Genomic DNA, 23,773 nt, shown 5'->3' on the forward strand with positions numbered 1-23,773 from the left:
GCCAAATCATTCGGTATTTGAAACGCATTAAAAACATTAAAAAACCGCCCACCTTCATTTTTCAGAAAGTGAACGGTCTGTTTTATCTAGTGTTCATACCAGCCTACAATACCCGGGTTCAGATTGATATTGATCTGCTTAACCTCCTGATATTCCTCGATACCATGAACGCCAAGCTCTCTGCCGATACCGCTCATCTTATAGCCGCCCCAAGGTGCTTCATTGAAGGTTGGGTTGTAGCAGTTGATCCATGTGATACCTGCGCGAAGCTCACTGATCACACGATGTGCTCTGGTTATATCGGAAGTAAATACAGCTCCGGCAAGACCATATACGGTATCATTTGCCATCGCAATCGCTTCTTTCTCTGTCTTAAAGGTCTGGATGCTGACAACCGGACCAAAGATCTCCTCACGGACAATCTTCATATCCGAAGTACAATTATCAAAGATCGTTGGACGTACAAAGTAGCCCTTTGCACATTCTCCTTCTGTATAACGCTCACCACCTGTTACAAGTGTTGCGCCTTCCTCAATACCGCTCTTTATGTAAAACAGAACTTTCTCCATATCCTTTTCCGTAATGACAGGTCCGATATCCGGATTGTTCACAGGATTGCCGATCGTCATGGCTTCCGCCTTTTTCTTTAATCTGGCAACAAACTCATCATGGATACTTTCTTCTATAATGATTCTTGATCCTGCGGAACATACCTCGCCCTGATTGAAGAAAATACCGATCATTGCCCATTCTACAGCACCATCCAGATCTGCATCTGCGAAAATGACATTTGGGGATTTACCACCAAGCTCCAGTCCGATCTTCTTTACATTTGTAGCTGCTGCTTTCATCAGACTTTGACCGACTCTGGTACTTCCGGTAAATGTGATCATATCAACATCGGTATTCTCGCCCATTTCCGTTCCGACCTCAGCATCACCCTGTAACAGATTGACGCAGCCCTTCGGAAGTCCTGCTTCTTCAAAGATCTCGAATAACCGGATTGTTGAAAGCGGAGCCTTTGGACTTGGTTTAAACACGATACTGTTTCCTGCTGCAAGTGCAGGAGCCAGCTTCCAGACAGACATCAAAAACGGATAATTCCATGGAGTGATCTGCGCACAGACACCGACCGGCTCTCTGGTCTCATATGAATGCATCTTGCCAAATCCATCATTTACCTCATATACACCACCATGCGGAGTCTTGCAAAGACCTGCGTAATAACGGAAGCAATGAATACCATCACTGATATCTCCTTCTGCTTCACGAAGCGGCTTACCATTATCCAGAGTATCCAGCATTGCCAGTTCATCGGCATATTTGTCGATCAGATCTGCGATCTTTAGAATCATATCACTTCTGGTCTGGGAATCCATATCACGCCACTCTCTTGTCTGGTAAAATGATTTCTTTGCCGCAGCGATAGCACGTCTGGTATCTTCTACACTGCTTTCATAGACCTGCGCGAGCACTTCTCCGGTCGCCGGATTGATAACGTCAAACGGCTTTTCCATACTTCCTGTTACCCACTCACCATCAATATACATCTTTTTTGGTTCCATATATCTTACTCCTCCTGATCAACTTTTTTTGTCTGCCTTTTGCCGTTTTGTATTACTGCTTTAATTTGTTCCACATATCGTTGTAAACAGTCAATGTATCTGTATCAAGATTTCCAACAAATTCACCTTTTTCAAATACCTCAACCGGTACATTCTTTGCTTCATTGTTCCTGTAATCTTCATTTGCCTCCACTGCAGTTGCATTCGCATTCAGATATGGGTATTCCGCCATAACCTTTGTAGCAACATCCGGATCACACATATAGTTGATGAATTTCATTGCATTATCATAGTTCTTGGCACCCTTTGCGATTGCCCAGTTATCAATGAATTTATATGCGCCCTCTTCAGGGAATACAATCTTGATCGATGGGTTCTCATCCATAGCAAGCGCTACTTCAGCAGCCCAGCAGTAACCAACATTACAATCTCCGCTGATCAGAGATGACTTTGGACTGTCACTGTCATATACTGCGATATTGTCCTTTAATGTCAGAAGCTTCGTTTCAACCTCGGCAAGCTTTGCTGTATCTGTTTCATTCATGCTGAGTCCCATGCTTCTCTCCGTCATACCGATAACAGCTCTGTAGTCATCCAGTGCTACGATCTGGCCTTTTAATGAAGGATCAAAGAGATCTGCATATCCCTTAATATCTGTTGATACCTTGTCGGTGTTGACTGCGATCGCTGCCACACCACCCTGATAAGGAACAGAGTAGACATTACCCGGATCATATGTAGGATCCAGATACTGACTACCAATATTTGACAGATTGGTAAGTGCATCCTGATCCAGCTTCTCAAGCATGCCCTGGGCAATCATGGATTCAACCATATAGTCACTCGGCTGTACGATATCATAAGTTCCTTCATCCTCTGATTTTACCTTTGCAAGCATATCCTCATTGGATGAGAATGTTGATACATTTACTTTGATTCCATATTCTTTTTCAAAATCCTTAATTACTTCATCCGGTACATACTCTGTCCAGATGAACAGGTTTAACTCTCCGTTTGTACTGTCTGCTTTCTTACCACAGCCGGTGATATTTACTGCTGTCATTGCAAGAACAAGTGATAATGCAATACTTACTGCTCTTTTTCTGTTTTTCTTCATAATTATGTCTCCCTTCTACTCTTGAACCTTGTTCGGTTACTTCTATAAATTGTTTACTGTTTCATTCTATACAGCTACTGTTTTTTCTTCTTAAACAGATTGCCCTGAGTCAGGACAACAAAGATGATCGTGCCTGCTAAGATCAGCGCTGATAATGCATTTACATCAGGTGCTACTCCACTCTTAATACTTGCCATAACCTGTAACGGATAAGTCATCGTATTACCATTTACAAAGTAGCTTATGATAACGTCATCAATCGATAACGTAAATGCCAGTAATGCACCGGCTGTAATGCCGGGTCTTAAAACCGGAAGTGTGATCTCCCAGAATGTACGAATGCGGTTAGCTCCCAGATCCATACTTGCTTCTTCGATCGAAATATCGTAGCCGGATAATCTTGCCCTGACATTGAAGATAACATATGGCACACAGAAGGTGATATGTGCAATGATCAATGTAAGCATACCTCTTGGGATCGAGACCTTTGCGAATACCGTAAGTAAGGATATACCCATTACAATCTCAGGAATAACGACCGGGATATATAAAAGTCCGTCTATGATCCCTTTTCCTTTGAATTTATATTTGTACATTCCGATCGCACCAAGCGTACCTATAATCGTTGAAAGTACAGTTGTGACCAATGCTATGATCATCGTATTGCCAAAGGATGTAAGAAGCGACTGATTTTCAAACAATTTCACATACCAGTCAAATGTAAACCCCTTCCAGGTCAGATATGGCTTTGATGTCGTTGCATTAAAGGAATTCACTACAACAACTGCAATCGGCATAAACAATACAATATAAATCAGAGAACAAAAGATCTTTGAAAGAATACTCTTTGTTCTTACTTTTGCTTTTCTGCTCATCGTTTACACCCCCAGACTATCCATATCGCCGCCTGTCTTCTGGTACAGTTTGACGAGGATCAATGTGACAACAATTAATATGATGGATAAGGCTGCACCAAGAGGCCAGTTATTTCCACTCTTGAACTGGCGCTCGATCAGGTTACCAATAACATCTGCATTTCCACCACCTAAGATATTCGATACAAAGAAATATCCAAGACATGGGATAAATACCATGATACAGCCGGAGAAAATTCCGCTGGCTGTCAGCGGCAGGATCACTTCAAAGAAAGTCCGCCAGCCCTTAGCTCCAAGATCAGAGGAAGCCTCCAGTAAAGTATGATCCAGCTTGCCGATCGCGGTATAAAGCGGAAGTACCATAAATGGGAACAGGCAGTACACCATACCAAATACGGTAGTTCCCTGATTATATAAGAGGTTCAATGGCTCTGATATCAGATGCAGCTTCATAAGCACGGTATTCAACCAGCCGGATGAACCAAGGAATGTCTTCCATCCATAGATACGGATCAGTGAATTCGTCCAGAACGGAATGATAACCAGCATATATAATAGATTCTTTGATCTGCTCTTTGTCCTTGCAATAACATAGGTAAACGGATATGCAAGCACGATACAGATCACGGTTGTAAGTAATGCGATCACAAGTGACTGAACATAGATCTTAATATAAGAACTGTCCGCCAGATGTTTGTAATTATCGAATGTGAACTGAAATGTTACATTGTAATACTGATCAATACTGCAAAAACTCATGACCAGTATATAGATGAGTGGAACTGCTACCAACAGGATCAACCATAAGGTCACCGGCCCTACCATGATCGTTGCCGGAAGTGTCTTTTCTCTGAATCTCTTTTTATTCATATCAAACACCTCCTTATGCCAGTGTTATATTTTCCATACTCTGATAGAAGCTATTATCCAGACTGTGGATCAATACCGCATCCTCCGGATTCCAGCAGATAAATACTTTGTCACCGGATTTTGGAAGTTCTTCGCCTGCCAGACGTTCCATCTTTACTTCATTTCCATTTGGAAGAACCGCCAGACATTTGACGACTGAGCCAACATAGATATAATCCTTGACCAGTGCCGGTACGCTGAAGCCCTCTACCGGTTCTGCCGAAAAATGAAGCTTTTCCGGTCGAACAGAAACAGTTACAAATTCACCAACTGAAAATCCGGTGTTCTTTTCCTCTGTCTCGGTCACGGAGCCGGAGGTTGTTACATCTCCATTTTCAATTCCTATAACCGCTTTTCCGTTTACGATCGATTTGATCGTTCCGTCAAATACGTTTGTCTCTCCGATGAAGGTTGCTACAAACTTGGTTGCCGGTCTTTCATAGATGTCTGTCGGTGATCCGATCTGATCCATGACACCATCATGCATAATAGCTATCCTGTCGCTCATCGTAAGCGCTTCTTCCTGATCATGTGTAACATAGATAAATGTGATATGTAATTTCTTCTGCAACCGTTTCAGTTCCAACTGCATCTGTTTTCTAAGCTTCAGATCCAATGCACCAAGTGCTCATCCAACAGCAAAACCTTCGGACGATTGATCAACGCTCTTGCAATCGCAACTCGCTGCTTCTGTCCACCGGACAACTGACTTGGATACCGCTTCTCAAATCCGGATAACTGAACCATCTCTAACATCTCCGTTACCCGTTCTTTGATCTCTTTCTTTGGAACCTTTTTCATCTTAAGGCCATATGCTACGTTGTCATATATGGTCTTATGTGGAAATAAAGCGTAACTCTGAAAGACAGTGTTTACATTTCTCTCAAATGGCTCTTTATCTTCAATCGGCTCACCTTCTACCTGAATGGAACCTGTCGTCGGTTCTTCAAATCCTGCGATCATACGAAGCGTTGTCGTCTTGCCGCATCCGGATGATCCAAGCAATGTCAGGAACTCGCCTTCCTCTACCTGCAGATTCAGATCTTTTACAACATGATTTGTTCCGTATATTTTATTTACGTCTTTGATATCAACTATAACATTTGCCAAATCATATCACCTCTTTTTCAAATTTCTCTATAATGCTTTTTCTCCTCGTTCACCGGTACGGATTCGTATAGCCTCTTCGATATTTCGAATGAAGATCTTACCATCTCCGACATGTCCGGTAGCTACCTTTTCTCTGACATCCAGAATAATCTGCTCTACCTTGGAATCTTCAACTACTACTTCAACTCTTACTTTTGGAAGAAGATTGATCGTAGTTTTAAAGCCTTTAATCTCATTTACGCCCTCAACAGTTCCTTTCTGTGTTCCGCATCCCATAACGGTTGAGATCGTCATACCACCACAATTCTTCTCATCCAATATGCTTTTTAATACTTCCAGCTTTTCCGGTCTGATTATTAATATGATTTCTTTCATTCTTTCTTCCTCCAATCTGCAACATACAACTAATATAACAAAAAAGAGCCGTTCATCTCTGAACAGCTCCTTTGCTTGTTAACGAAAATATACTACTTTCAAATTAATTCTTCAATAGAACAGGATTACCATTTTTCTACTACTTTTATAGTACTAACTACTCTTTTTCTTTAATCAGTTTAAACATCTGAACACGGTTTCGAATTCCCAGTTTCCGGTAAATATTTAAAATATGCTTCTTTAGTGTATTTACCGTTATGGATAAATGGTCACAGATCTCCGTATTCTCCATTCCCTGCAGCAAAAGCTGCAATATGGTCTGCTCCCGCTTCGTCAGATCATAGGTCTTTACTGCCTGTGTCAGCGTCATTTTCTCCTGACTGGTCATCTGATTGTTTCTGTCCTGTGACAACCGGTATGCCATATGATCCTTAAGCATATCCATCAGGAATACATCTTCATATGTAAAGTCCTCTTTACCAATCGTCCTATATAGTGTCACCACACCCAGAAAATGTTTGTTCCGTCCAAATATCATTTGTAACGCATAATGCCAGTTATTTGGCTTATATACTCTTTGATAATATTCGGTTTGAACTCTTTTCTCATCAGATATGATATCAGTTTCCCGGTATACCATACTCCTGCCACTGAACATAATACCACGGCTGTAATCCATATTCTCATAAATATCTGACAAGTCTTCATCACAGTTGAGGAATACCGGACGTTCCAGATTTTCTTTCTCATTTGATGATGCCAGATAAAAATCTGCACTGTCAAAATCAATGACGGTCTTGATCTGTTCCAGAAACTGTGTCCGCATGGCATCAAAATCACCGGTTGTGTAGATCTTGTATATGATACTGTTCATGACCAGCCAGTCATTTGTTTCAAGGGTCTTCACCAGTTTCCACCTCCCTTGTATTTCATAAAACAAAAAAAGTACGCAACCGATGTAACACACCCTTGCGTACTTATTTTTTACTATTCTGTTGGCATGAAGTATAGCACAAAAAGATGATTTGTCAAGCAATTATCTTTTTTTGTAAATTATCAGTTATCTTTTTTTATAAATTATCAGTTCCGGATCTTTGCCCTGAGCTTCATATGTTGAAATCAGAATAAAATCCATATCTGCAAGAACTCCAAAGTATCTGTCTCCGCCAAATTCACATTCAAGCTGATTGCCTAAATATGTTTTCCGGTCATCCAGGAATTTCACTTTTTCTCCATTCGGAAGCCTGTATTCTAAATTCACATATTCTCCAACAAGGGCATTCAGTCTTTTCAGCTCGGGCAGACCTTCTACATGAAGATCATTGATTTCCCTAATTAATTTCTTCTTGAATTGATCAAACTGACCATCATCACTCAGTTCTTCATATCTTTTCCAGTAATCCAATTTCGGAAGAAGTTCCTTCATATAGGAACGTGCCTGATTCTCTGTAACATTTTCATCTACCATATGTTTAACACAGACATCTATCAATTCATCCATATCACTATAGGTATATGTTCCATCCGCATAACACCACTTACAATAGTCCTCATTCAATGAACCATCACTATTATGTCCTATGATTGTGTCATCCTCAAGCGGCATTCCGCAGCACTGGCAGATAAGTTTTCTAGGCTCTCCCAGTAGTGTATTGATCGATACATCAAATTCCTTCGATAAAAGCTTTAATGTATCTGTGTTAGGAATTGTTTCTCCATTCTCCCAACGTGATACAGCCTGCCTCGTCACCATTATTTTCTCAGCCAGTTCATCCTGTGACATGCCTCTCTTTGTACGAAGTTCTAAAATAATATTTTTTGTTTCCATAGCCGTCACCTCCATGGCCATATCATACAGACAAATCCATGTTATGAAAAGCAACCTGCTGTTTCCTGCCTGTCATATGTGCTCCTATCCTGCACATGAGATAAATTTGATTAAATATAATAAATTTCTTTGAGTCTATTTCAAAAGCTTTTTTATCTGTGCATTTGTTGCGATCGGATAAATATCATGCGTGTGCCGAACGATGGTATTCCATGACTCCTGCGGATCATCCCAGTCTACACCATACATGATCCATTTGCCTGAGTCTTTTTCCATGTTTGTCTCCTGTTATATCACTATCCCATTACAGTGATCCACCTCATGCTGAATAATCTGTGCCACAAATCCCTCAAATGCCATCTTCCTTTTTATAAAACCAACATCCTGAAACTCTACCTCTATCTTCTTATACCGCGTTGTTTTTCGTTTTCCCTCTAATGACAGACAACCTTCTTCTGTTTCGTAACGTCCACTCTTTGAACAGATCACCGGATTGATCATAATCATATCTACAGGTCCGGCACTTACAATAATCATATTTTTCTTATACCCGATCATATTTGCTGCCATTCCGACACAACGCTCACGATTTGCAGCTAATGTATCCCGAAGATCATTTACCACATTCATATCAAGCGGTGTCGCCGGAACGGATTTCTGTCCCAGAAAAAGAATATCTTTTACAATAGGTTTAACCATTTTCTATCCTCCATAAGTTCTCATTTATCTCTTCTATCTCGTCAAGATTTGTCACTGATTTGCAAATGACATAATATGCCATTAAAGCAACACAGTCATATGTACCACCTGTTCCATTCACTGAATAAATTGCTATAAATAGAAATACACAGTGCAATCAATACCCAGATTGCAAAACGTCCAAGGAAATTGTGAACATCTAATGCTCCATCTATTGCCATAAGCACACTGGGAAGTTCAGCTTGACGAAAATCCAAAAATTTTGAAAAAGTACCCAAAGCTATTCCAAGGAACAATACAGCTATAGTATTTATAATTTTTCTATTATTGGATATTGGTTTTTTCTGCATTCCTTATATCATTCAAAAACTTTATCATAATTACCTTCGCAAATTCCGATTTATAAATTACATACCGCATACAATGGTATATTTACCATCCATTCCTGATCCATATACTTTAGAGTCGAAAAACGTACAGATCCGCAGATAGTATGCCACATTTTTATGGTCTATTCTACCGTTATTTCAACTTTTTCTTGCCTTATCAGTTTTGTTTTTTACATTTTTCTTGCCTTATATCGCTACAATATTACATTTTTTCGTCACTGGTCATAAATTTGTTACGTTTTTTTTCTGATATTATCATAAAATTTCTGCAACACGATCGCCAACTCTTCCGGAGCTTCTATGTTTGCTTCATGACCTGCTTTCATAAGTTCATGGAAGTAGGGATTGTTCAAATAATGGCAAAGTTCTTTTGAAGTTTTTTTGTTTGCAGTGTCCTTCTCTCCACAAATGAGCAATACTGGGCAAGACACCTTATGCAGTGAGTCACTGAAATCCAATTCAGCCATCGTCCCGCACAGGCTGATAACATCCGTTTTTTTGAAACCCATTTTACTGAATGCGAATCGGCATAAGATGAAACAATATATTCTGAACTTTCAATAAGTTTTTTGGCATTTTATATTGTGCTGCAATTAATACGAGCGCCTTTACTTTATCTGGGTGGTCCATCGCATAATTAAGTGCCAAAACAGCGCCTAGAGAAAGCCCACATAAGACAATTTCATCGTTCACCTTGTCACATTCTGATGAGAATGCCGAATATAATTCCTTATATGTAGCAGATTTTCCTTCTAACATCTCTGCCAAACTCAATTTAACACTACTTTCCGATACCTTCGTTTCTTTTATTACTTTATTCCAACTGTCCGGTTTTTGTCCTAGTCCATGCAAATATAAATACTTCATATATTGTCGCTCCTTCAAACTGGAAATTATTCAAATTATCAATTCCTAATTTCCGTACAGAGATTTATAAATCATCTGCTCTCTAATTGTTCGAAATGATAACGCGGTTTTCCAACACTCTTTTTTCCATACTCAATAGCTTCTGTAGGGCAATAACAAATACAAGCCATACAATGAGTGCATTGCTTTCCCCATACAGGCTTTCTGTCCTTAAGCGTAATGTTGTTCAATGGACAGTTCTTAACACATTGACCACAACCGACACAGGTAGCATCCGTACGAAATGCATCAGATTTCACAAAGAAATGATAAAAAATCGGATTTACCGGACCACTCATTAACCGGTCATAAAGATTGTTTCTTGGTACAGCGAACGGCTGCTCTGCCTTAATGTGCGCAATTATATCCATAATAGCAGGTTCCGCATTTCTAACAATCTTTCTTGCTTCTTCTGCTTTCGGTGCACCAAACATAGCAATATAATTTTCCGGCATAATAACCTGAGCTGTACCCATATACCATAAATGTTTTTGCTCCGCAAGGTGCCGATTATATTTCGCTGCATTCCCAATCTCGCCTCCACAGTCCATCACGAACCAAATGCGTTCTGCAGAAAGCAGTTCCGTTTTACAAAGCCACTCCGATACAATTTGTGGAATACGCCACGCATAAGTTGGAACCACTACGATTATATTTCTGCCTGTTTTCATTGGCGAATAATCTGTTGCCTTGATTTTTGCATTCATATCTACAATCTCGTCCTGCAATTCATCTGCAATTTTCTTTGCTATATAACGACTATTACCAGTTCCGGAAAAGCACAAGATCATAATAACATTACCTCCGTATTTGCCTTAAAGCCAAGCTTTTCATAAAAGCTTTTTCTCCAACACTCTTCTTGAAATCATCTCACAATATCGTCATTTTTCTCGTATGGCATCGGCTCCCCATTTTCTTTATGTAGGCGTCCTATTTTATCGCAGATCTATCGTACAAATTATCATTCACATATGCAATCTTCTCCATATCCACATTGTTCTCTGATTTTTTCCCGCTGTAGAATTTTTGGGCGTATGTTCCACATTCTTTTATGTAAGCCATTATTAAATTAATTTCTTGTTTCTCGACTTCTGAAAAAATAGGTTGTTCCGTTAATTTTCCACTGATAAAATCACAAAAATAGGAATAGTCATCATCCCAGTTAATATTTCCATTATCCTGGGCTTCACTTCGGATCTTTTCTATTTCTCTTAATAATTCTCCCTGCAGATTATCTGCTTGTCCAGCTTGCGGAACATAATTTTTCCAAATATATTTACACTCATCAAAATACTGCTGCTCATACTCTTCGCCTATGATCGCACCAATCGTCAAATTGTTTTTTCCTCTTTTTATTTTATCAAATAATCCCATAATTCACCTTAATATCTCTTTCTGGAAATATTCCTCTCGCAAAATTGTTCCAACTATCTCATAGTGTTCTTTAACTATTGTTATTCAAGCCACTGAATAAAAGCAGTTTTATCAGAACTATTATATCCTGCATTCTCATAAAATCTTAATGTACTTTCCTTTTTTGATCCTGTCAGAAGCATCATCTTATAGCAGTTATTCTGCTCCGCTATGTACTTTGCATATTCCAAGCATTTCGTAGCATAGCCGTGTCCTCTATAATCTGAATGTGTCACAACATTTTCAATAAACGCATATGGTCTTACCCCTCTTGTAAGGTTTGGAATGATTACACAAACACAAGAAGACACTATTTTATCATCTATCTCAAAAACTATTATATGATGATTCATGTCATTCATAATAATATTCCAAGTCTCTTTCAAGCTTTCTGTCATTTCCGGAATCGAATCTTCATGAAGATACAAATATAACTCTAATAATTCATTAAGTTCTGTCTTATTTATTTCCCTAACCATAATTTTATCGCAACCTCTCTGTTTTCTGCCCTTTTCAATCAGAAATACTATAGCCGTTAAAGTTTATATTGCATGAAGTTACCATTATGTACAAATCCAAAATCCGTATATAATTTAACTCCCATATCAGACGCCGTAATCTGTATTGTTCCACAGCCATATTCCCTGGCATCATCTATAACGCGGGATAGCAGCTCCTTTGCAATACCTCTTCTTCTATATTCCGGATCAGTAAACATACTGGACAACAATCCTATCTTTCCACTTGGACATCCAAAATAGGGAGGCTTCTCCACAAATGACAGCCCCAAAAAACTCTCTTTCTCTTAAAATCCACCATAATGAGACAGCGTCTCTGTTGCTAATTCTGTCCCAACTCTCATAGCCTCATAAATATTCCCATTTATCAAATGTGAACATACAAAGCCTGCATGGTAACTATCTCCACAACCTGTAGTATCAATTACTTCTTTAACTTTATTAGCTTGAACAAAATACTTTTCACCATTATGATATGTAACACTTCCCTTATCAGCTAAAGACACATTAAATAGCCCTTTATACTTCTCTGAAAACGCTTCAAATATTGGGAGAATTGATTTCTCTCCACTAATCATGAAATAATCTATATATGGTGCATATTTTTCCATTTCTTTAAAATTACGATATTCTACAAAATCCACTGCCAATCTGAAATTGTTATTCTTTTTTAAATCTATAATTTGTCCAAAACAGCCTGCCCAAAAATGTACAAATACAACATCTGATTTTTTGATAAACTCCAATTCATCATGGTTCAATATCATTTTATCAACAATATCACCCGTCCATGAATCATCTTTGTAATATCTGTCACCGCCAGCTGTAAGATATGTACGATTATTCGCTGTTACTTTATCCTTTTCTACTCTTACGTGGCTTACATCTATTCTCTTATCAGAAATAGAATCCATAATAAATTTTGCGTAAGAATCCTGTCCAACTGCACCCAATATTGAAACATTGAACTCCCCAAATTTTGATGCATGGACTGCAAAATTAAGGGCTTCACCGCCAGCATATAGTTCATCAGTTCCATCAAAAACATCTACACATAAACACGGAAGTGCTACTAAATTTATCATTCTTTATACCTCTAAAATTTCTAATTTTTCTGTTTTATCAACTTAATTCTGTCATAATATAAAATGACTTCCGGCAGGATTGGTCAAAATTTTAAAAACCAGAAAAGCTTCCCTCCATATGAATTTTTCTTACTCATTAACAGCGCAGAAACTGCATGTAATAATAAAAATGCACCGCTTATGATCGTCATTACCAGTTCAAACTGTGATAAGACCGACATGGAATTATCATTATAGCCTATATAAACATTCTTACTGCCCAGAGTGCTGCAATTTCCCTCATACCAGAACACATCGGCACCATTGACAGGCGAATTCGCCTTAATCTGCAGCACCGTATAAGTTGACCGGATGCCTTTCCCATAACGTGATTTGTAATTTCTGACATCATTTCCGCTATGTACCTTGACATGATTGGAGTTCTGCCGAGAACTTTGATATGTTACAGTTCCTGTTGTATGATTCTTCTTACAGGCATATCCGGACCACCTTCGGCATACCGGCCGCAAAGAAAATCAAAGCAACTACAAGTGCTAAAATCTCAGCCGTATAGAACGCATTCACCGATTTGTTTTTCATTTTTATCTCCATAGTATAGCAAAACAGGGAGCTAATCATCTTATCTCCCTGAAATTAACAATTCGCATTTTAAGCTGCAAAGCACTTAAATTAAAGGTTTGCACTCAAAGTAGCAACGCACTTAAATCAAGCAAGTGTACTTGCTCGTTTACATTATATGTAATTATCAAGAAAAAAGCAATAAAACTAATTGCGATTTATCATTACTCTACATGATGATATTTTTTCAATCTTTGTGCCTCATTTGCCTCAAACCCAAACTTTTCATAAAATGGAATCTTATCAGGGACTGCACATAATTCCACAAAAATGTCTGTACCTTTAACTCCATTGTCATTTATGAATCTTCTTAATTCATTTATTAACATCTTTCCGATACCTTTTCTCTGATATTCAGGTCTGACAACAACATCCTTAATATAGTAATTAAGTCCCATATCACCATTCATTCTTGCCATAGCAACAATGAGATCTCCGTCCCATACAGAAACTCTGAATAAAGTATGTTTCATTGCTAACCTTGTCTGTTCAAGAGACGGTCCATCTCCCCATACCGTTTCCCACAATTCAATAAATTGTTCTGCTGTTAATTCATTATGTTTCACTGTCAAATCTAACATAAGATATTTTCCTCCAATACTATTCTTTAAATATTGTTATTCACAACTAGGGAATTATCTTAATTTTTCCCATTCCGCTTTTGTAATTGCATAAGCATATGATATTGTATTTTTAGAGTCAGCATATACTTTAACCCTTTTCATCCCATTCGCTATAGCTGTATTATAAGAACCAACATTTGTATATTTCATATAAGAATAAATAATGTCATAGTCCGTATGTTCAAATGCCCAATCACGGACTGCGATTGCAGCCTCTTTTCCAAACCCCTTACGCCAATATTTTTTGTGAATATGATATCCTATTTCCGGAAGCATTTCTCCATCAATATTTTGAATTCCAAGAAATCCATCCTTTTGTTCTTTCAACATCAAAAGGTGCTGGATAATGCTGCATTGTCTCTGGATCAGAAACAATTTCATATAATGCTTCAAAGTCCCCCATTGTATATTCCCTTAGAATAAGTCTTTCTGTTTCTATCATATTGACACCTCCTATTTTATAGATTGATTTATTACCTTCTGTCTTTTCTATTGATTGATGATCATATTGATCTAACAACATTAATGCATCTGTGTATAAACTAACAAATCACAATTTTCTTTATAACCGTCTTCGCAAATATATCATATCCACCAATTGTACTCCATCTTCATATATTGGATGGTCGTAATTATCTGTAAAAAAATGTGGTACGCTATGTGAACGGATAAAACCACACTTTTCATAAAAGGGTATTGTAAGCGGGCTATCCCCTGTTCCCACTTGCAAAATAGCATATTGCTTTCCGTATCTCTCAACAATAAAATCAATTAAAGCTTTTGCATATCCCTTTCCTTGATATTCCGGAACAGTTGCAATATTTTTTATTTCAAGCACACCATTTCCTTCATCGGTAACGACACACTCACATTTAATCCCATTATCATCTAATACATACATTTTGCCTTTATAAAGATAACGTTCTATCATAGTTCCTGTTCATCTGCCAATAACAGCAAATCAAGATATTGTTTTTTATTTTCTGTGATCTCTATAATCTTCATCAATATCACCCCTCCAAATCCATCACCATACACGAATCAGATGCTTTAAACCCTAACGATTCATACAACGGTCTTCCCATCTCTGTTGCATCCAGGCTTATTTCTGTCACACCATTTTCTTTTGCCTCATCAATCAAAATCTCAACCATTTTCTTAGAAATTCCTCTTCTTCTATAATCTGCGCGAGTATAGACATTCATTAAATGCGCCCGATTACCTGTTGGATGCGAAAAGGTTGGCATAATCCATGTATAGGATAAGCTTGCACAGCCTACAAGAGTTTCTCCATCAGACGCAATAACCGTAGTCTGTTCCCCTGACTCAAAATATCTTCTGCTCTCAAAGATAAAATTCTCGTCATATTCATACTCACCGGACAAGCCATTCACTTCTCTAAGCATTTCAAGTCTCAGCTTCATCAGAATTTTCATATCAGCTTTTGTAGTCTTTCTGTATATAATCTTGTTCATTTCCTACCTCCCTTAACAATCTATCCAACAGCATCTACCGATTATTTATAATCATTTCAAAATTTCATCTCTTACAAACGTATAAATTGATTTTAATCACTCAAATTCTTTTATATCATTCCAACTTCTTTTCCTTATTAATTGCTGTATAATTTTAGTTGAATTCTCCAGCTTTTTCTAAGTGCCACATACGAAATCAAAAAGTTTGCAAGCCAGCCGGCCGGTACAGCAAGCCAGACAAACGCAATACCGAAACGGGGTGCAAAAATCAATGCAACCGACAAGCGTATCGCAAGGTTTACCATATTTGCAATGAGAAACGGACGCATAATTCCAAGTCCGCGAAGGACTCCGTCAGTTGCCATCTTAATACCCATAAAAATGAAAAAATAACCAAGCCATCTCATATAATCGCCAGATACTTGATACGCCAAAGCAGTTCCATCTTTACCAAGAAATAGCGAAGAAATTTGTGTGTGCAGTGTTTCAATAACTACAAAAGCAAGCACTGCAAAACATACATCCAACACCAACGCAGCATGATATCCTTTTTTGATACGTTCAATTTTCTTTGCACCATAGTTCTGGGAAACGTATGGTGAAACTGCATTACCAATGGATACGAATATCAATGAAAAAACATTCTCTACTCTCATCGTTGCTGCATAACCTGCAAGCGCCTGCGTACCGAATGGATTTACAACAGCCTGTACGATCATCATACCAATTGACACTGTAGACTGCTGCAGAACAGACGGAACGGCAATTTGAAGCATAGAAGATAGTTCCTGCCTGTCAAACCAGTTAAAGGGACTTTTATATCGACGCATCCGGCTAAAGAAAATCAAAAGCGAGAACACGGCGGAAATTCCCTGTGCAATAAGAGTTGCGAGAGCGGCACCGAACACACCCAGACCAAGACCGGCCACCAGCCAAAAGTCCATAAAAATATTCAAAATAGAAGAAACTATCAAAAGGCCTAACGGAATCTTCGATTCACCGATTGAGTTAAACATCGTTGAAAGAATGTTATACATAAACAGAAACGGAAATCCCACAAAATAAACGCGAAGGTACAACACTGCTTCCTCCAGTATATCAGCAGGTGTTTGTAATGCAGTCATCATAAAACGAGAAAAACAAAAACCGAAGATACCCAAAAGTACGCTTAAAATCAAAAAACTGATCAAGGATGTTGATACAATTGTTTTCATTTTGCTATAATTTTGGGCTCCAAAATAGCGACTTACGAGCACTCCCGCCCCTACCCCGGCACCAAGTGCTATACAGATAAAAACATTTGTCAGTGCGGCACAGGCGCCAACTGCCGCAAGTGCAGGAGCACCGACATACTGACCAACAATGATTGAATCTGCCATATTGTATACCTGTTGAAAGAAGCTGCCCAGAATCATAGGCATTGCAAATACAGTCAGTGCTTTAATAGGGGCATCTGTAATTAAATATTCATCTTTTGACATTATCATTTTCCTCCATAAAACGTAAAACATTACAAAATCAGAGCTAACGCGGCCAATACAATGTTATTGCATACAGTCAACTTGCTTTTTTCTGTATTTTAACGGAGAAACTCCGTATGTTTTTTTAAAACTTCTGATAAAATAGCTTATATTTTGATAACCGCTCCGCATTGCTGCCTCTGTAACAGAAATATCGGTGTCTTGCAACAGCTGTTTTGCATACTCTAACCGTAAATACGCCACATATTGTGAAAGTGTAATATGAAAATGCTCCTTAAAATATCTGGATATATATTTTTCAGAAAGATGAAATTGCTCCCCAAATTCTCTTAATGATATTTTTCCTGTAAAATTCTGCTGTATATACGAGACCATTTCTTTTTCTACAATATTTCTACCACTTGTGTTATTTTCTACTATAAATCCCTTTTCCCACATTTCAAGAATAAATTGTAAAAGAATTATTTTGGTCTTTATCTGCGTCGCTATGTTCAACTCTCTTTCACTCTTTTTTGTTTTATATATCTCAATTAACTGCTCACACAATTCTTTTATCGTATCTTTTACACTGGGACTAATCATCAGACGACCACTGTCTAATGGTTCAAGTAATCTATCATCTAGTATATCATCTGTATAAAATGATATATATTTCAATGGGAAAAGAAAAGTAAAATAATCTACAGTATCGGTCTTTGAACCCATAAAATGCAGATTGCCCGGTGATACAACGAGGCATCCCCGGGTTTCCCGATATAGTTCTCTCCTGATATATTTACAGTCAAAAAGCCACTTTTTACATATATAATTTCGAATTCATCATGCCAATGTACCGGTATCTGAAAGGACTGCCCCGCATTCTCTATGTGATATGTACTGAACGGATCATCCTTTGTACCATGTGGTTTATTTTCCTTTAATTCAAAATACATAATCTCTCCTATAGTTCTATAAGACTCTTACTTTTCCATTTTCCGCTTTTCCATCGAAGCACCATTCCAACAGCTCTCGCACATTCATCACCTGCCATGGCAATATATGCTCCTACCGCCAGAAAGCCCAAATGTATTCCAAGAAAATATGTACCACCAACCGCAAACAGATACATGAAAATTGCACCCATTATAACCGGAAAAACTGCATCTCCACTGGTTTTTAACGCCTGACTATACACAAGATTTGTCACCCTTCCAAGTTCAAGGAATATATCTATTATTAACAATTTTACCACAAGACTTATCATCTGTGCATCATCCGTAAATATATGCACTATAATGTGTCCGGACAGTGCAAATGTCACAGAGAAGCATGTAGCTATTACAAGGCCATATATCTCTGCTTTTTTTATACCCCTGTCACATTCTTCAAACTCCTTTGCTCCGATTCTCCAGCCTGTCATAATAGCATTAGCCTGTGCCAGTGCAGCTCCTGCACAATATGAGAAATTTGCTATCTGCATAGCATACGAACGAGCTGTGACATTCATTCCGTTAGCATCCATCTGATTCATAAAACGCACTATAAATGTCATTGCTATATTATAAAGTGTTGTTTCAAATGCAGAAGGAAAACCTATTTTAACAATCTGCGCAAGTATCTTTCGCGGCAAAATACGATCAGGACTTTGTTTTGCTTTTATAAGTACAGCGCCCATCACCGCTACAATAACAAGATTTACAACCCTTGAAATAACCGTGGCAATGGCAACTCCCATTACTCCCCAGTTAAATACAAATAAGAATACCGAATTTAGTATTATATTAAGAACATTTCCAACAATAGTTCCTATCAGGGAATGCTTTGTATATCCAAATACTCTCAAATAACTGGAAAAAATAGGAATAATCGCATTTAAAAAACATGTTCCACCAACAATTTTGAGGTATGTTTCAGCCGGTTCAAACAAAGCAGGAGCAATACTTACTATTCTAAGTATTCTACCGGAAAAAATTGCAAGAACAACAGACATCAGAATACCTATGAACGCATTAAACATAAGTCCAAGCTGTCTGGCCTGATATGCTATCCCGGGTCTTCCCGCTCCGATATTTTGTGACATAACAGCTATCATACCCGATGATATCACTCCAAACATAACAATGAAAACACCTATATAAGTATTTGCTGTTCCCACTGCTCCCACAGCCTGATCACTTACAGATGATAACATAAGTGTATCAACCATCCCTGAAAGCATATAGAATAAAGTTTCCAGGCATATTGGCACAGATAATTGCGATAATGTTTTCCTTTCAACCATCATGTTTTCTCCTTACATACAAATATAACATATATTATCAATAATACGATATATCTTTCTGTGTTTCTTGTATAATATCAAACAAAAATGGCACTATTTCTACTATTTCACGCAATAATCTATCAAAATTGTTAATCGAATCGTTGACATTAAGACTATTTATTTTAACGAAACGAGATTTGTATTCTATTCGTTTCCTATATTTTTTCCTCTTTTTTCTTTTTTTGCCTTACGAAAAGGAATGCGCATAAGCCTGCAAATATAACGACTACAGCTATAAGTATCAGCAATACCGGAATCCGGCAGACGCTCGAAGAGATAAGCTTAAGTCCCTGATAAAGTGTATACACACCAAATGTCGAGAATATCACAAATGCCAGTGTATTAAGTAGTCCATCCGGAGTTTTGCTCTTTAAGAGATAACCGACCAGCATACCAAGAATGTCCGCTGCAAATAGTCCGAGGGAACAACCGATCCATACAATAAGTGCTGCCCCCATACCTTCATTCGCACCAAATGTTATAGCGGTAAGCTGAGTCTTATCTCCAAGCTCAGCTACAAAAAAGTACAGAAAACAGCCAATGGCGCAAACTTGATCTTTGATCTTCCGTTTTCTTCTTCCTCTTCGTCGCCATCGGAAATCGTTGATGCTGCGAAGTAAAGAAATGCAAGTGCTGCAATATTCTTAATGAGCCATTCCGGAACAAATTCGCTGACAAGTCCACCTGCAAGAACCGCCAGACCATTCAGTACAAGAATTGCGGCAGCAGTTCCTATTATGATATCTTTTAATTTGTACTTAGACGTAAGAGCAATCAACATAAGCTGTGTCTTGTCTCCCATCTCCGCTATGAATTCCGTAAAAAATACCTTTAAAAATAATATCATTTGTTATACCCACATTTATCTTATAACAATATAAACTGCATATACTGCATAGAGCGCAACCATACACAAACCTTCGATTCTTCCGATTTTCTTCTTTGTCCCTGCGAATATCCATACACACACAGTAAATGCAACCAGTACACACAGATCAATAATATTCTCTCTGATTATACTGATCGGACTGATCACTGATGCAATACCAAGTACCATAAGTATGTTAAAAATATTTGAACCGATCGCGTTACCAAGTGCCATATCAACTTCATTCTTTCTGGCTGCAACAATTGAGGTCACAAGCTCCGGGAGTGACGTGCCTATCGAAACGATTGTAAGTCCGATCAGTGTCTGACTCATTCCGAGATCACTTGCAATTCTTGATGCCGCATCAACGGTCACATCCCCTCCGACTGCAATCGCTATTGCTCCGCCAACGATAAACAGAATACTGACCGGAACGGATACAAGCTTAATTTCCTCATCCGAGCCACCTTCAATCTCAACTTTCTTTCCTTCTTTGTTGGCCTTTAATGCAATCCTGATCATGTAAAAAATGTATCCTGCAAATAAACCAACAAATATAGCACCATCCATATGTCCCAGCGTCATGCCTGTTTTGTCTCCAAGGCCGATTATTCCTAAAAGCATTAAGAGTCCGGCACATATAAGCGAAAGCGGAATATCTCTCTTTATCGTTTCTCCTGCAACATTTACTGTGGCTAATATTGCACATACTCCGATAACAACCATCAGATTAAAAATATTAGAACCAACTACATTACTAACTGCAAGTTCATTATTGCCTGCTATTGATGCTGATACACTGACCGCTGTCTCCGGAAGTGATGTTCCCATCGCAACAATTGTAAGTCCAATAATTATAGATGGAACATGCAGTCTCTTTGCCACACTCGAGCTTCCCTCTACAAAAAAATCCGCGCCTTTGATCAGCAGTACAAAACCGATCACAAGAATTACAATTACAAGAGCAAACGGGGCGTTGTTAATGAATTTTTCCATGTTATTCTCCTTTTTCTCTATCCATACCAGTGGTGTCAGCCGAACTGTCTGCTACTATAAAGTATGTCCGACAGATTAAAAAAGACTCATGTATATCAATTATCCGCCGGTGTATATTACACAAGCTGTTAATCGATATACATGAGTCTCATTATTTAAGATTTGCCAGATTATACTCTCTTATTATAATCAGAATGTTGACAAATCACACTTTCGCGCTAACTACTCCCTCATGGAATATTAAGTTACTCGATAAATATTATCAAATGTAACCATGTGTGTCAACATCTTATTCTAGAAATATTTTTTCTTTACAAATCAGCTACGCTCCACGCATTTAATGTCTTTAAAATGATTTCAAGTGTATCTTCTCTTGCTTTCTGACATTCCTGTGGATATTTCTTCTCTCTTGGGAGCGCACCATTATTTACCGGAAAATATCCGAGATTATGACTGCCAGTCTCTGAATTGATGTGTTTGAAGCCGTAGCTGAAGTTCTCCCGCTTTAACCGTGCTGTCAATAATTCTGCATCATGCTTTGCCGGAACAGATTCATCATGTGTAGAGGTAAGAAAAAGAATATCTCCACAGATCTTTTCTACCGGTATCTCATTCTCAATCGTTCCCTCTTTCTCCCATTCCTCAAAAAAGTACAACAGCCGCACATGATGTTCCTTTATACATTTTTTCAGGAAGTTGGAGAACATATGCTTATTTGAAACATAAGGGAAATCATATCCACGATATGAAACCATAGCCTTACAGGGATCTGCATCTGCCTTACCACTGCCCTGCATAATATGTCCAAAGGAAGATGCAGCTATAACAAGACTGATATCCGGAACAACTGATGCAGCAAGCAACGCCATTCCTGCGCCTTTGGAATTACCATACATACCAAAATGCCTAAATCTGCCATCTCCATACTCTTTCATACGGTCAACCGCAGTCTGAAACATCTCCAAAGGAATTGCCCGCATCTGATCCGGCTGTCCGGGTGCGCCATAATAAGTCATGGCAAGAACTGAATACCCTTTCCCTGAAAATAACTCCGCGTACTTCTCAGGCAGTTCCAATCCCTTAAGTCCCTGAATAACGATCAGTAGCCTGTCATCCTTGTTTTCTGCCTCATATAATACTCCCTCAAATCCATCGTTCAGATATGTATATCTCTGTTTTTTCATAGCTGTCTAACTCCTCTCCTTTATCAAAGCACCTGTATCATTATCTCAAACAATTCCGGTTTCAGCAGAACCAGTCCTGCATGGTCTAATTTAGGCAGTACTTCAAATTCTGTCTGTGGAAATTGACGTTTCACATATTCAATATCCTTTTTTCTCTCTTTTTCCTCATCCTTTGTGTACCAGTAGTGAAGCTTCGTATCTATTTGAGGAACTGGTTCGGGAACTTTATAATTATTGCAGGAATCAAATGTCCGCCATAATGTCTTTCTGCTGCAATGCTTTAAAACATCTGGCACATACTGCAGATCTTCCTTCGTATAATCATCTGTTGCAAATGCCTTTTTCAATAAACCCACTCCGCCTGCTCTTCCGATCATCATCATAAGATAATCTTTCAATGCAATAAAACGTGTCACGATCCATGGAAGCTGACGACTTTGTATTTTTCACATTCATATGGCGCACAATTTCGCCAGAACACAAGAATTGAAAACATCAAGTTAGTCATTTCTAATCCATGTCATTATAGCACACTGCTCATAAAAGTGGAAAATAAATATTAACTCTCTCTATAGGCTTCTTTTCACCTCTGCGATCCAATCATTAATTTTGTTCTCTGCTGTTTGCAGTACCGGACCGCCTTGTGAGTCAAATTTGATCTCCATTGGCTTTATGATCTCTGCACCTTGACAGATCTTTCTGAGATCACGTTCACTGTTCCCAAGTCCGCTGCCCTCATGTGTCATAAGTGCCATTACCTTTTCTCTCACACCTGCCGGGGAACATTTCTATCGAAAAAAGTCTTGTCATTACCAGTAACATAGCCCAGATGCTCAGAGAAACAAAACGTATTGCTGCTAACGACAATAAACTATTAAGAATCGGCTATTATAAGGGATATAACGGAAATGAATTATCTGAAGCAATTTCTTTATTTTCAGAAAAATATCCCGGCTGTTGATGTTCAGATCTCTGTCGGAAGTCATGAAGAATTATATCACGCTATGGAAAATGGCGTAATCGATCTTTCTTTAAATGACCGGCGCCGTGCATTCTCCGATGCATATAACAATATGGTTCTTGCTGAGAGCACACTCTACATTGAAATATCCACGAAAAATCCACTCAGCAAATTGCCTGGCCTGGAAATCATCGATCTGAAAAAAACTCCATGCATCCTCGTCATGAATCAGACCAGTCAAAAGGAAGAACAGGAGTACTATGAAACAATCATCGGACTGCATGGAGAATTTCTCTTTGCCGATACAATACAGGAAGCACGGCTCAAGATCGTAACCGGACAGGGTTATATGCCTGTAGATGTGATCGGTGAGCAGAGCTGGTTTGACACTACTGTATCCAGGCTTCCGCTCACCCGAAATGGCGAATCCGTAAAAAAGTGGAATATAAAGTGTGTAAATTGTTGCTTATAACCTA

At 38.5% G+C, this 23,773-nt stretch carries 31 protein-coding genes and 3 pseudogenes; 1 reads left to right on the forward strand and 33 read right to left on the reverse strand.

Going from position 1 to position 23,773, the window contains the following annotated elements; genetic code table 11:
• Nucleotides 1-86: 86 nt before the first annotated feature.
• The 33 genes and pseudogenes from DXA07_RS05270 to DXA07_RS05415 form a co-directional block, all read right to left on the reverse strand.
• Nucleotides 87-1,565, reverse strand: a complete 1,479-nt coding sequence (locus DXA07_RS05270; protein WP_118483737.1) for an aldehyde dehydrogenase family protein — start codon at nucleotides 1,563-1,565, stop codon at nucleotides 87-89.
• Between the two features lie 52 nt (nucleotides 1,566-1,617).
• Nucleotides 1,618-2,682 carry a spermidine/putrescine ABC transporter substrate-binding protein gene (locus tag DXA07_RS05275; protein WP_118483739.1) on the reverse strand — a complete coding sequence of 355 codons (1,065 nt, stop codon included), beginning with the start codon at nucleotides 2,680-2,682 and terminating at the stop codon, nucleotides 1,618-1,620.
• Between the two features lie 74 nt (nucleotides 2,683-2,756).
• On the reverse strand, nucleotides 2,757-3,557 hold the full coding sequence (locus DXA07_RS05280) for an ABC transporter permease (RefSeq protein WP_008402826.1): 801 nt from the start codon (nucleotides 3,555-3,557) through the stop codon (nucleotides 2,757-2,759).
• Between the two features lie 3 nt (nucleotides 3,558-3,560).
• Nucleotides 3,561-4,427: an ABC transporter permease gene (locus DXA07_RS05285; protein WP_021943725.1), complete on the reverse strand. Its 867-nt coding sequence runs from the start codon at nucleotides 4,425-4,427 to the stop codon at nucleotides 3,561-3,563.
• 13 nt (nucleotides 4,428-4,440) lie between these two features.
• Nucleotides 4,441-5,576 (reverse strand): annotated as a pseudogene (locus DXA07_RS05290) (ABC transporter ATP-binding protein).
• A gap of 27 nt (nucleotides 5,577-5,603) precedes the next feature.
• Complete coding sequence (locus DXA07_RS05295; RefSeq protein ID WP_008402823.1) at nucleotides 5,604-5,951, reverse strand: P-II family nitrogen regulator; 348 nt, start codon at nucleotides 5,949-5,951, stop codon at nucleotides 5,604-5,606.
• A gap of 157 nt (nucleotides 5,952-6,108) precedes the next feature.
• Nucleotides 6,109-6,858, reverse strand: coding sequence for a helix-turn-helix transcriptional regulator (locus tag DXA07_RS05300; RefSeq protein ID WP_118483741.1), 750 nt, complete (start codon nucleotides 6,856-6,858; stop codon nucleotides 6,109-6,111).
• A gap of 153 nt (nucleotides 6,859-7,011) precedes the next feature.
• Nucleotides 7,012-7,779, reverse strand: a complete 768-nt coding sequence (locus DXA07_RS05305) for a zinc ribbon domain-containing protein (protein WP_118483743.1) — start codon at nucleotides 7,777-7,779, stop codon at nucleotides 7,012-7,014.
• 135 nt (nucleotides 7,780-7,914) lie between these two features.
• The gene (locus DXA07_RS13035; RefSeq protein ID WP_182427472.1) at nucleotides 7,915-8,055 is read right to left on the reverse strand and encodes a hypothetical protein; all 141 of its coding nucleotides are present in this window, start codon (nucleotides 8,053-8,055) and stop codon (nucleotides 7,915-7,917) included.
• 12 nt (nucleotides 8,056-8,067) lie between these two features.
• Nucleotides 8,068-8,478 carry a peptide deformylase gene (locus DXA07_RS05310; RefSeq protein WP_118483745.1) on the reverse strand — a complete coding sequence of 137 codons (411 nt, stop codon included), beginning with the start codon at nucleotides 8,476-8,478 and terminating at the stop codon, nucleotides 8,068-8,070.
• Nucleotides 8,479-8,573: 95 nt separating this feature from the next.
• The gene (locus DXA07_RS05315) at nucleotides 8,574-8,828 is read right to left on the reverse strand and encodes a hypothetical protein (RefSeq protein WP_243013770.1); all 255 of its coding nucleotides are present in this window, start codon (nucleotides 8,826-8,828) and stop codon (nucleotides 8,574-8,576) included.
• Between the two features lie 272 nt (nucleotides 8,829-9,100).
• Nucleotides 9,101-9,334 (reverse strand): alpha/beta hydrolase, encoded by a 234-nt coding sequence (locus DXA07_RS13395; protein ID WP_243015416.1) that lies wholly within the window; start codon nucleotides 9,332-9,334, stop codon nucleotides 9,101-9,103.
• 43 nt (nucleotides 9,335-9,377) lie between these two features.
• Nucleotides 9,378-9,734 carry an alpha/beta hydrolase gene (locus DXA07_RS13400; protein WP_243015417.1) on the reverse strand — a complete coding sequence of 119 codons (357 nt, stop codon included), beginning with the start codon at nucleotides 9,732-9,734 and terminating at the stop codon, nucleotides 9,378-9,380.
• 71 nt (nucleotides 9,735-9,805) lie between these two features.
• Nucleotides 9,806-10,564 carry an EFR1 family ferrodoxin gene (locus DXA07_RS05330; RefSeq protein WP_117807670.1) on the reverse strand — a complete coding sequence of 253 codons (759 nt, stop codon included), beginning with the start codon at nucleotides 10,562-10,564 and terminating at the stop codon, nucleotides 9,806-9,808.
• 139 nt (nucleotides 10,565-10,703) lie between these two features.
• Nucleotides 10,704-11,147: a hypothetical protein gene (locus DXA07_RS05335; RefSeq protein WP_118483747.1), complete on the reverse strand. Its 444-nt coding sequence runs from the start codon at nucleotides 11,145-11,147 to the stop codon at nucleotides 10,704-10,706.
• Nucleotides 11,148-11,227: 80 nt separating this feature from the next.
• Nucleotides 11,228-11,665: a GNAT family N-acetyltransferase gene (locus DXA07_RS05340; RefSeq protein ID WP_118483749.1), complete on the reverse strand. Its 438-nt coding sequence runs from the start codon at nucleotides 11,663-11,665 to the stop codon at nucleotides 11,228-11,230.
• Nucleotides 11,666-11,721: 56 nt separating this feature from the next.
• Nucleotides 11,722-11,973: pseudogene (locus DXA07_RS05345) on the reverse strand (GNAT family N-acetyltransferase); the annotation flags it as partial.
• 18 nt (nucleotides 11,974-11,991) lie between these two features.
• A complete protein-coding gene (locus tag DXA07_RS05350; protein WP_118483751.1) occupies nucleotides 11,992-12,789 on the reverse strand; it encodes a PfkB family carbohydrate kinase in 798 nt (265 codons plus the stop codon).
• A gap of 782 nt (nucleotides 12,790-13,571) precedes the next feature.
• Nucleotides 13,572-13,988: a GNAT family N-acetyltransferase gene (locus DXA07_RS05360; RefSeq protein WP_118483752.1), complete on the reverse strand. Its 417-nt coding sequence runs from the start codon at nucleotides 13,986-13,988 to the stop codon at nucleotides 13,572-13,574.
• 54 nt (nucleotides 13,989-14,042) lie between these two features.
• Nucleotides 14,043-14,360, reverse strand: coding sequence for a GNAT family N-acetyltransferase (locus DXA07_RS05365; protein WP_330599176.1), 318 nt, complete (start codon nucleotides 14,358-14,360; stop codon nucleotides 14,043-14,045).
• Nucleotides 14,314-14,472 carry a GNAT family N-acetyltransferase gene (locus tag DXA07_RS13975; RefSeq protein ID WP_330599177.1) on the reverse strand — a complete coding sequence of 53 codons (159 nt, stop codon included), beginning with the start codon at nucleotides 14,470-14,472 and terminating at the stop codon, nucleotides 14,314-14,316. Before DXA07_RS13975 ends, DXA07_RS05365 begins: the two co-directional genes overlap by 47 nt.
• A gap of 120 nt (nucleotides 14,473-14,592) precedes the next feature.
• A pseudogene (locus tag DXA07_RS05370) lies at nucleotides 14,593-15,035 on the reverse strand (GNAT family N-acetyltransferase).
• Nucleotides 15,036-15,040: 5 nt separating this feature from the next.
• Nucleotides 15,041-15,505 (reverse strand): GNAT family N-acetyltransferase, encoded by a 465-nt coding sequence (locus DXA07_RS05375; RefSeq protein ID WP_118483754.1) that lies wholly within the window; start codon nucleotides 15,503-15,505, stop codon nucleotides 15,041-15,043.
• 137 nt (nucleotides 15,506-15,642) lie between these two features.
• The gene (locus DXA07_RS05380) at nucleotides 15,643-16,986 is read right to left on the reverse strand and encodes an MATE family efflux transporter (protein ID WP_181985699.1); all 1,344 of its coding nucleotides are present in this window, start codon (nucleotides 16,984-16,986) and stop codon (nucleotides 15,643-15,645) included.
• Between the two features lie 63 nt (nucleotides 16,987-17,049).
• Complete coding sequence (locus DXA07_RS05385; RefSeq protein WP_347475287.1) at nucleotides 17,050-17,691, reverse strand: AraC family transcriptional regulator; 642 nt, start codon at nucleotides 17,689-17,691, stop codon at nucleotides 17,050-17,052.
• Nucleotides 17,667-17,918 (reverse strand): AraC family ligand binding domain-containing protein, encoded by a 252-nt coding sequence (locus tag DXA07_RS13980; protein WP_347475286.1) that lies wholly within the window; start codon nucleotides 17,916-17,918, stop codon nucleotides 17,667-17,669. The genes DXA07_RS05385 and DXA07_RS13980 overlap by 25 nt, the downstream gene beginning before the upstream one ends.
• Nucleotides 17,919-17,926: 8 nt before the next feature.
• Entirely contained in the window at nucleotides 17,927-19,249 is a 1,323-nt protein-coding gene (locus DXA07_RS05390) for an MATE family efflux transporter (protein ID WP_118483756.1), read from the reverse strand.
• 194 nt (nucleotides 19,250-19,443) lie between these two features.
• Entirely contained in the window at nucleotides 19,444-19,914 is a 471-nt protein-coding gene (locus DXA07_RS13405; RefSeq protein ID WP_348980754.1) for a TMEM165/GDT1 family protein, read from the reverse strand.
• Nucleotides 19,803-20,135: a TMEM165/GDT1 family protein gene (locus DXA07_RS13410; RefSeq protein ID WP_243015418.1), complete on the reverse strand. Its 333-nt coding sequence runs from the start codon at nucleotides 20,133-20,135 to the stop codon at nucleotides 19,803-19,805. The genes DXA07_RS13405 and DXA07_RS13410 overlap by 112 nt, the downstream gene beginning before the upstream one ends.
• 15 nt (nucleotides 20,136-20,150) lie before the next feature.
• The gene (locus tag DXA07_RS05400; protein WP_118483758.1) at nucleotides 20,151-21,152 is read right to left on the reverse strand and encodes a calcium/sodium antiporter; all 1,002 of its coding nucleotides are present in this window, start codon (nucleotides 21,150-21,152) and stop codon (nucleotides 20,151-20,153) included.
• 311 nt (nucleotides 21,153-21,463) lie between these two features.
• Entirely contained in the window at nucleotides 21,464-22,336 is an 873-nt protein-coding gene (locus DXA07_RS05405) for an acyl-CoA thioester hydrolase/BAAT C-terminal domain-containing protein (RefSeq protein ID WP_118483760.1), read from the reverse strand.
• Between the two features lie 23 nt (nucleotides 22,337-22,359).
• Nucleotides 22,360-22,719: a hypothetical protein gene (locus DXA07_RS05410; RefSeq protein ID WP_243015419.1), complete on the reverse strand. Its 360-nt coding sequence runs from the start codon at nucleotides 22,717-22,719 to the stop codon at nucleotides 22,360-22,362.
• A 186-nt stretch (nucleotides 22,720-22,905) separates the two neighbouring features.
• Entirely contained in the window at nucleotides 22,906-23,091 is a 186-nt protein-coding gene (locus DXA07_RS05415) for a hypothetical protein (RefSeq protein WP_117807690.1), read from the reverse strand.
• Between the two features lie 153 nt (nucleotides 23,092-23,244).
• On the opposite strand from DXA07_RS05415, the gene DXA07_RS05420 reads away from it, so the two are divergent.
• Entirely contained in the window at nucleotides 23,245-23,769 is a 525-nt protein-coding gene (locus DXA07_RS05420) for a hypothetical protein (RefSeq protein WP_117807691.1), read from the forward strand.
• Nucleotides 23,770-23,773: the final 4 nt, after the last annotated feature.

The organism is Clostridium sp. AM54-37XD (assembly GCF_003478225.1).
GTDB lineage: Bacteria > Bacillota > Clostridia > Lachnospirales > Lachnospiraceae > Coprococcus > Coprococcus ammoniilyticus.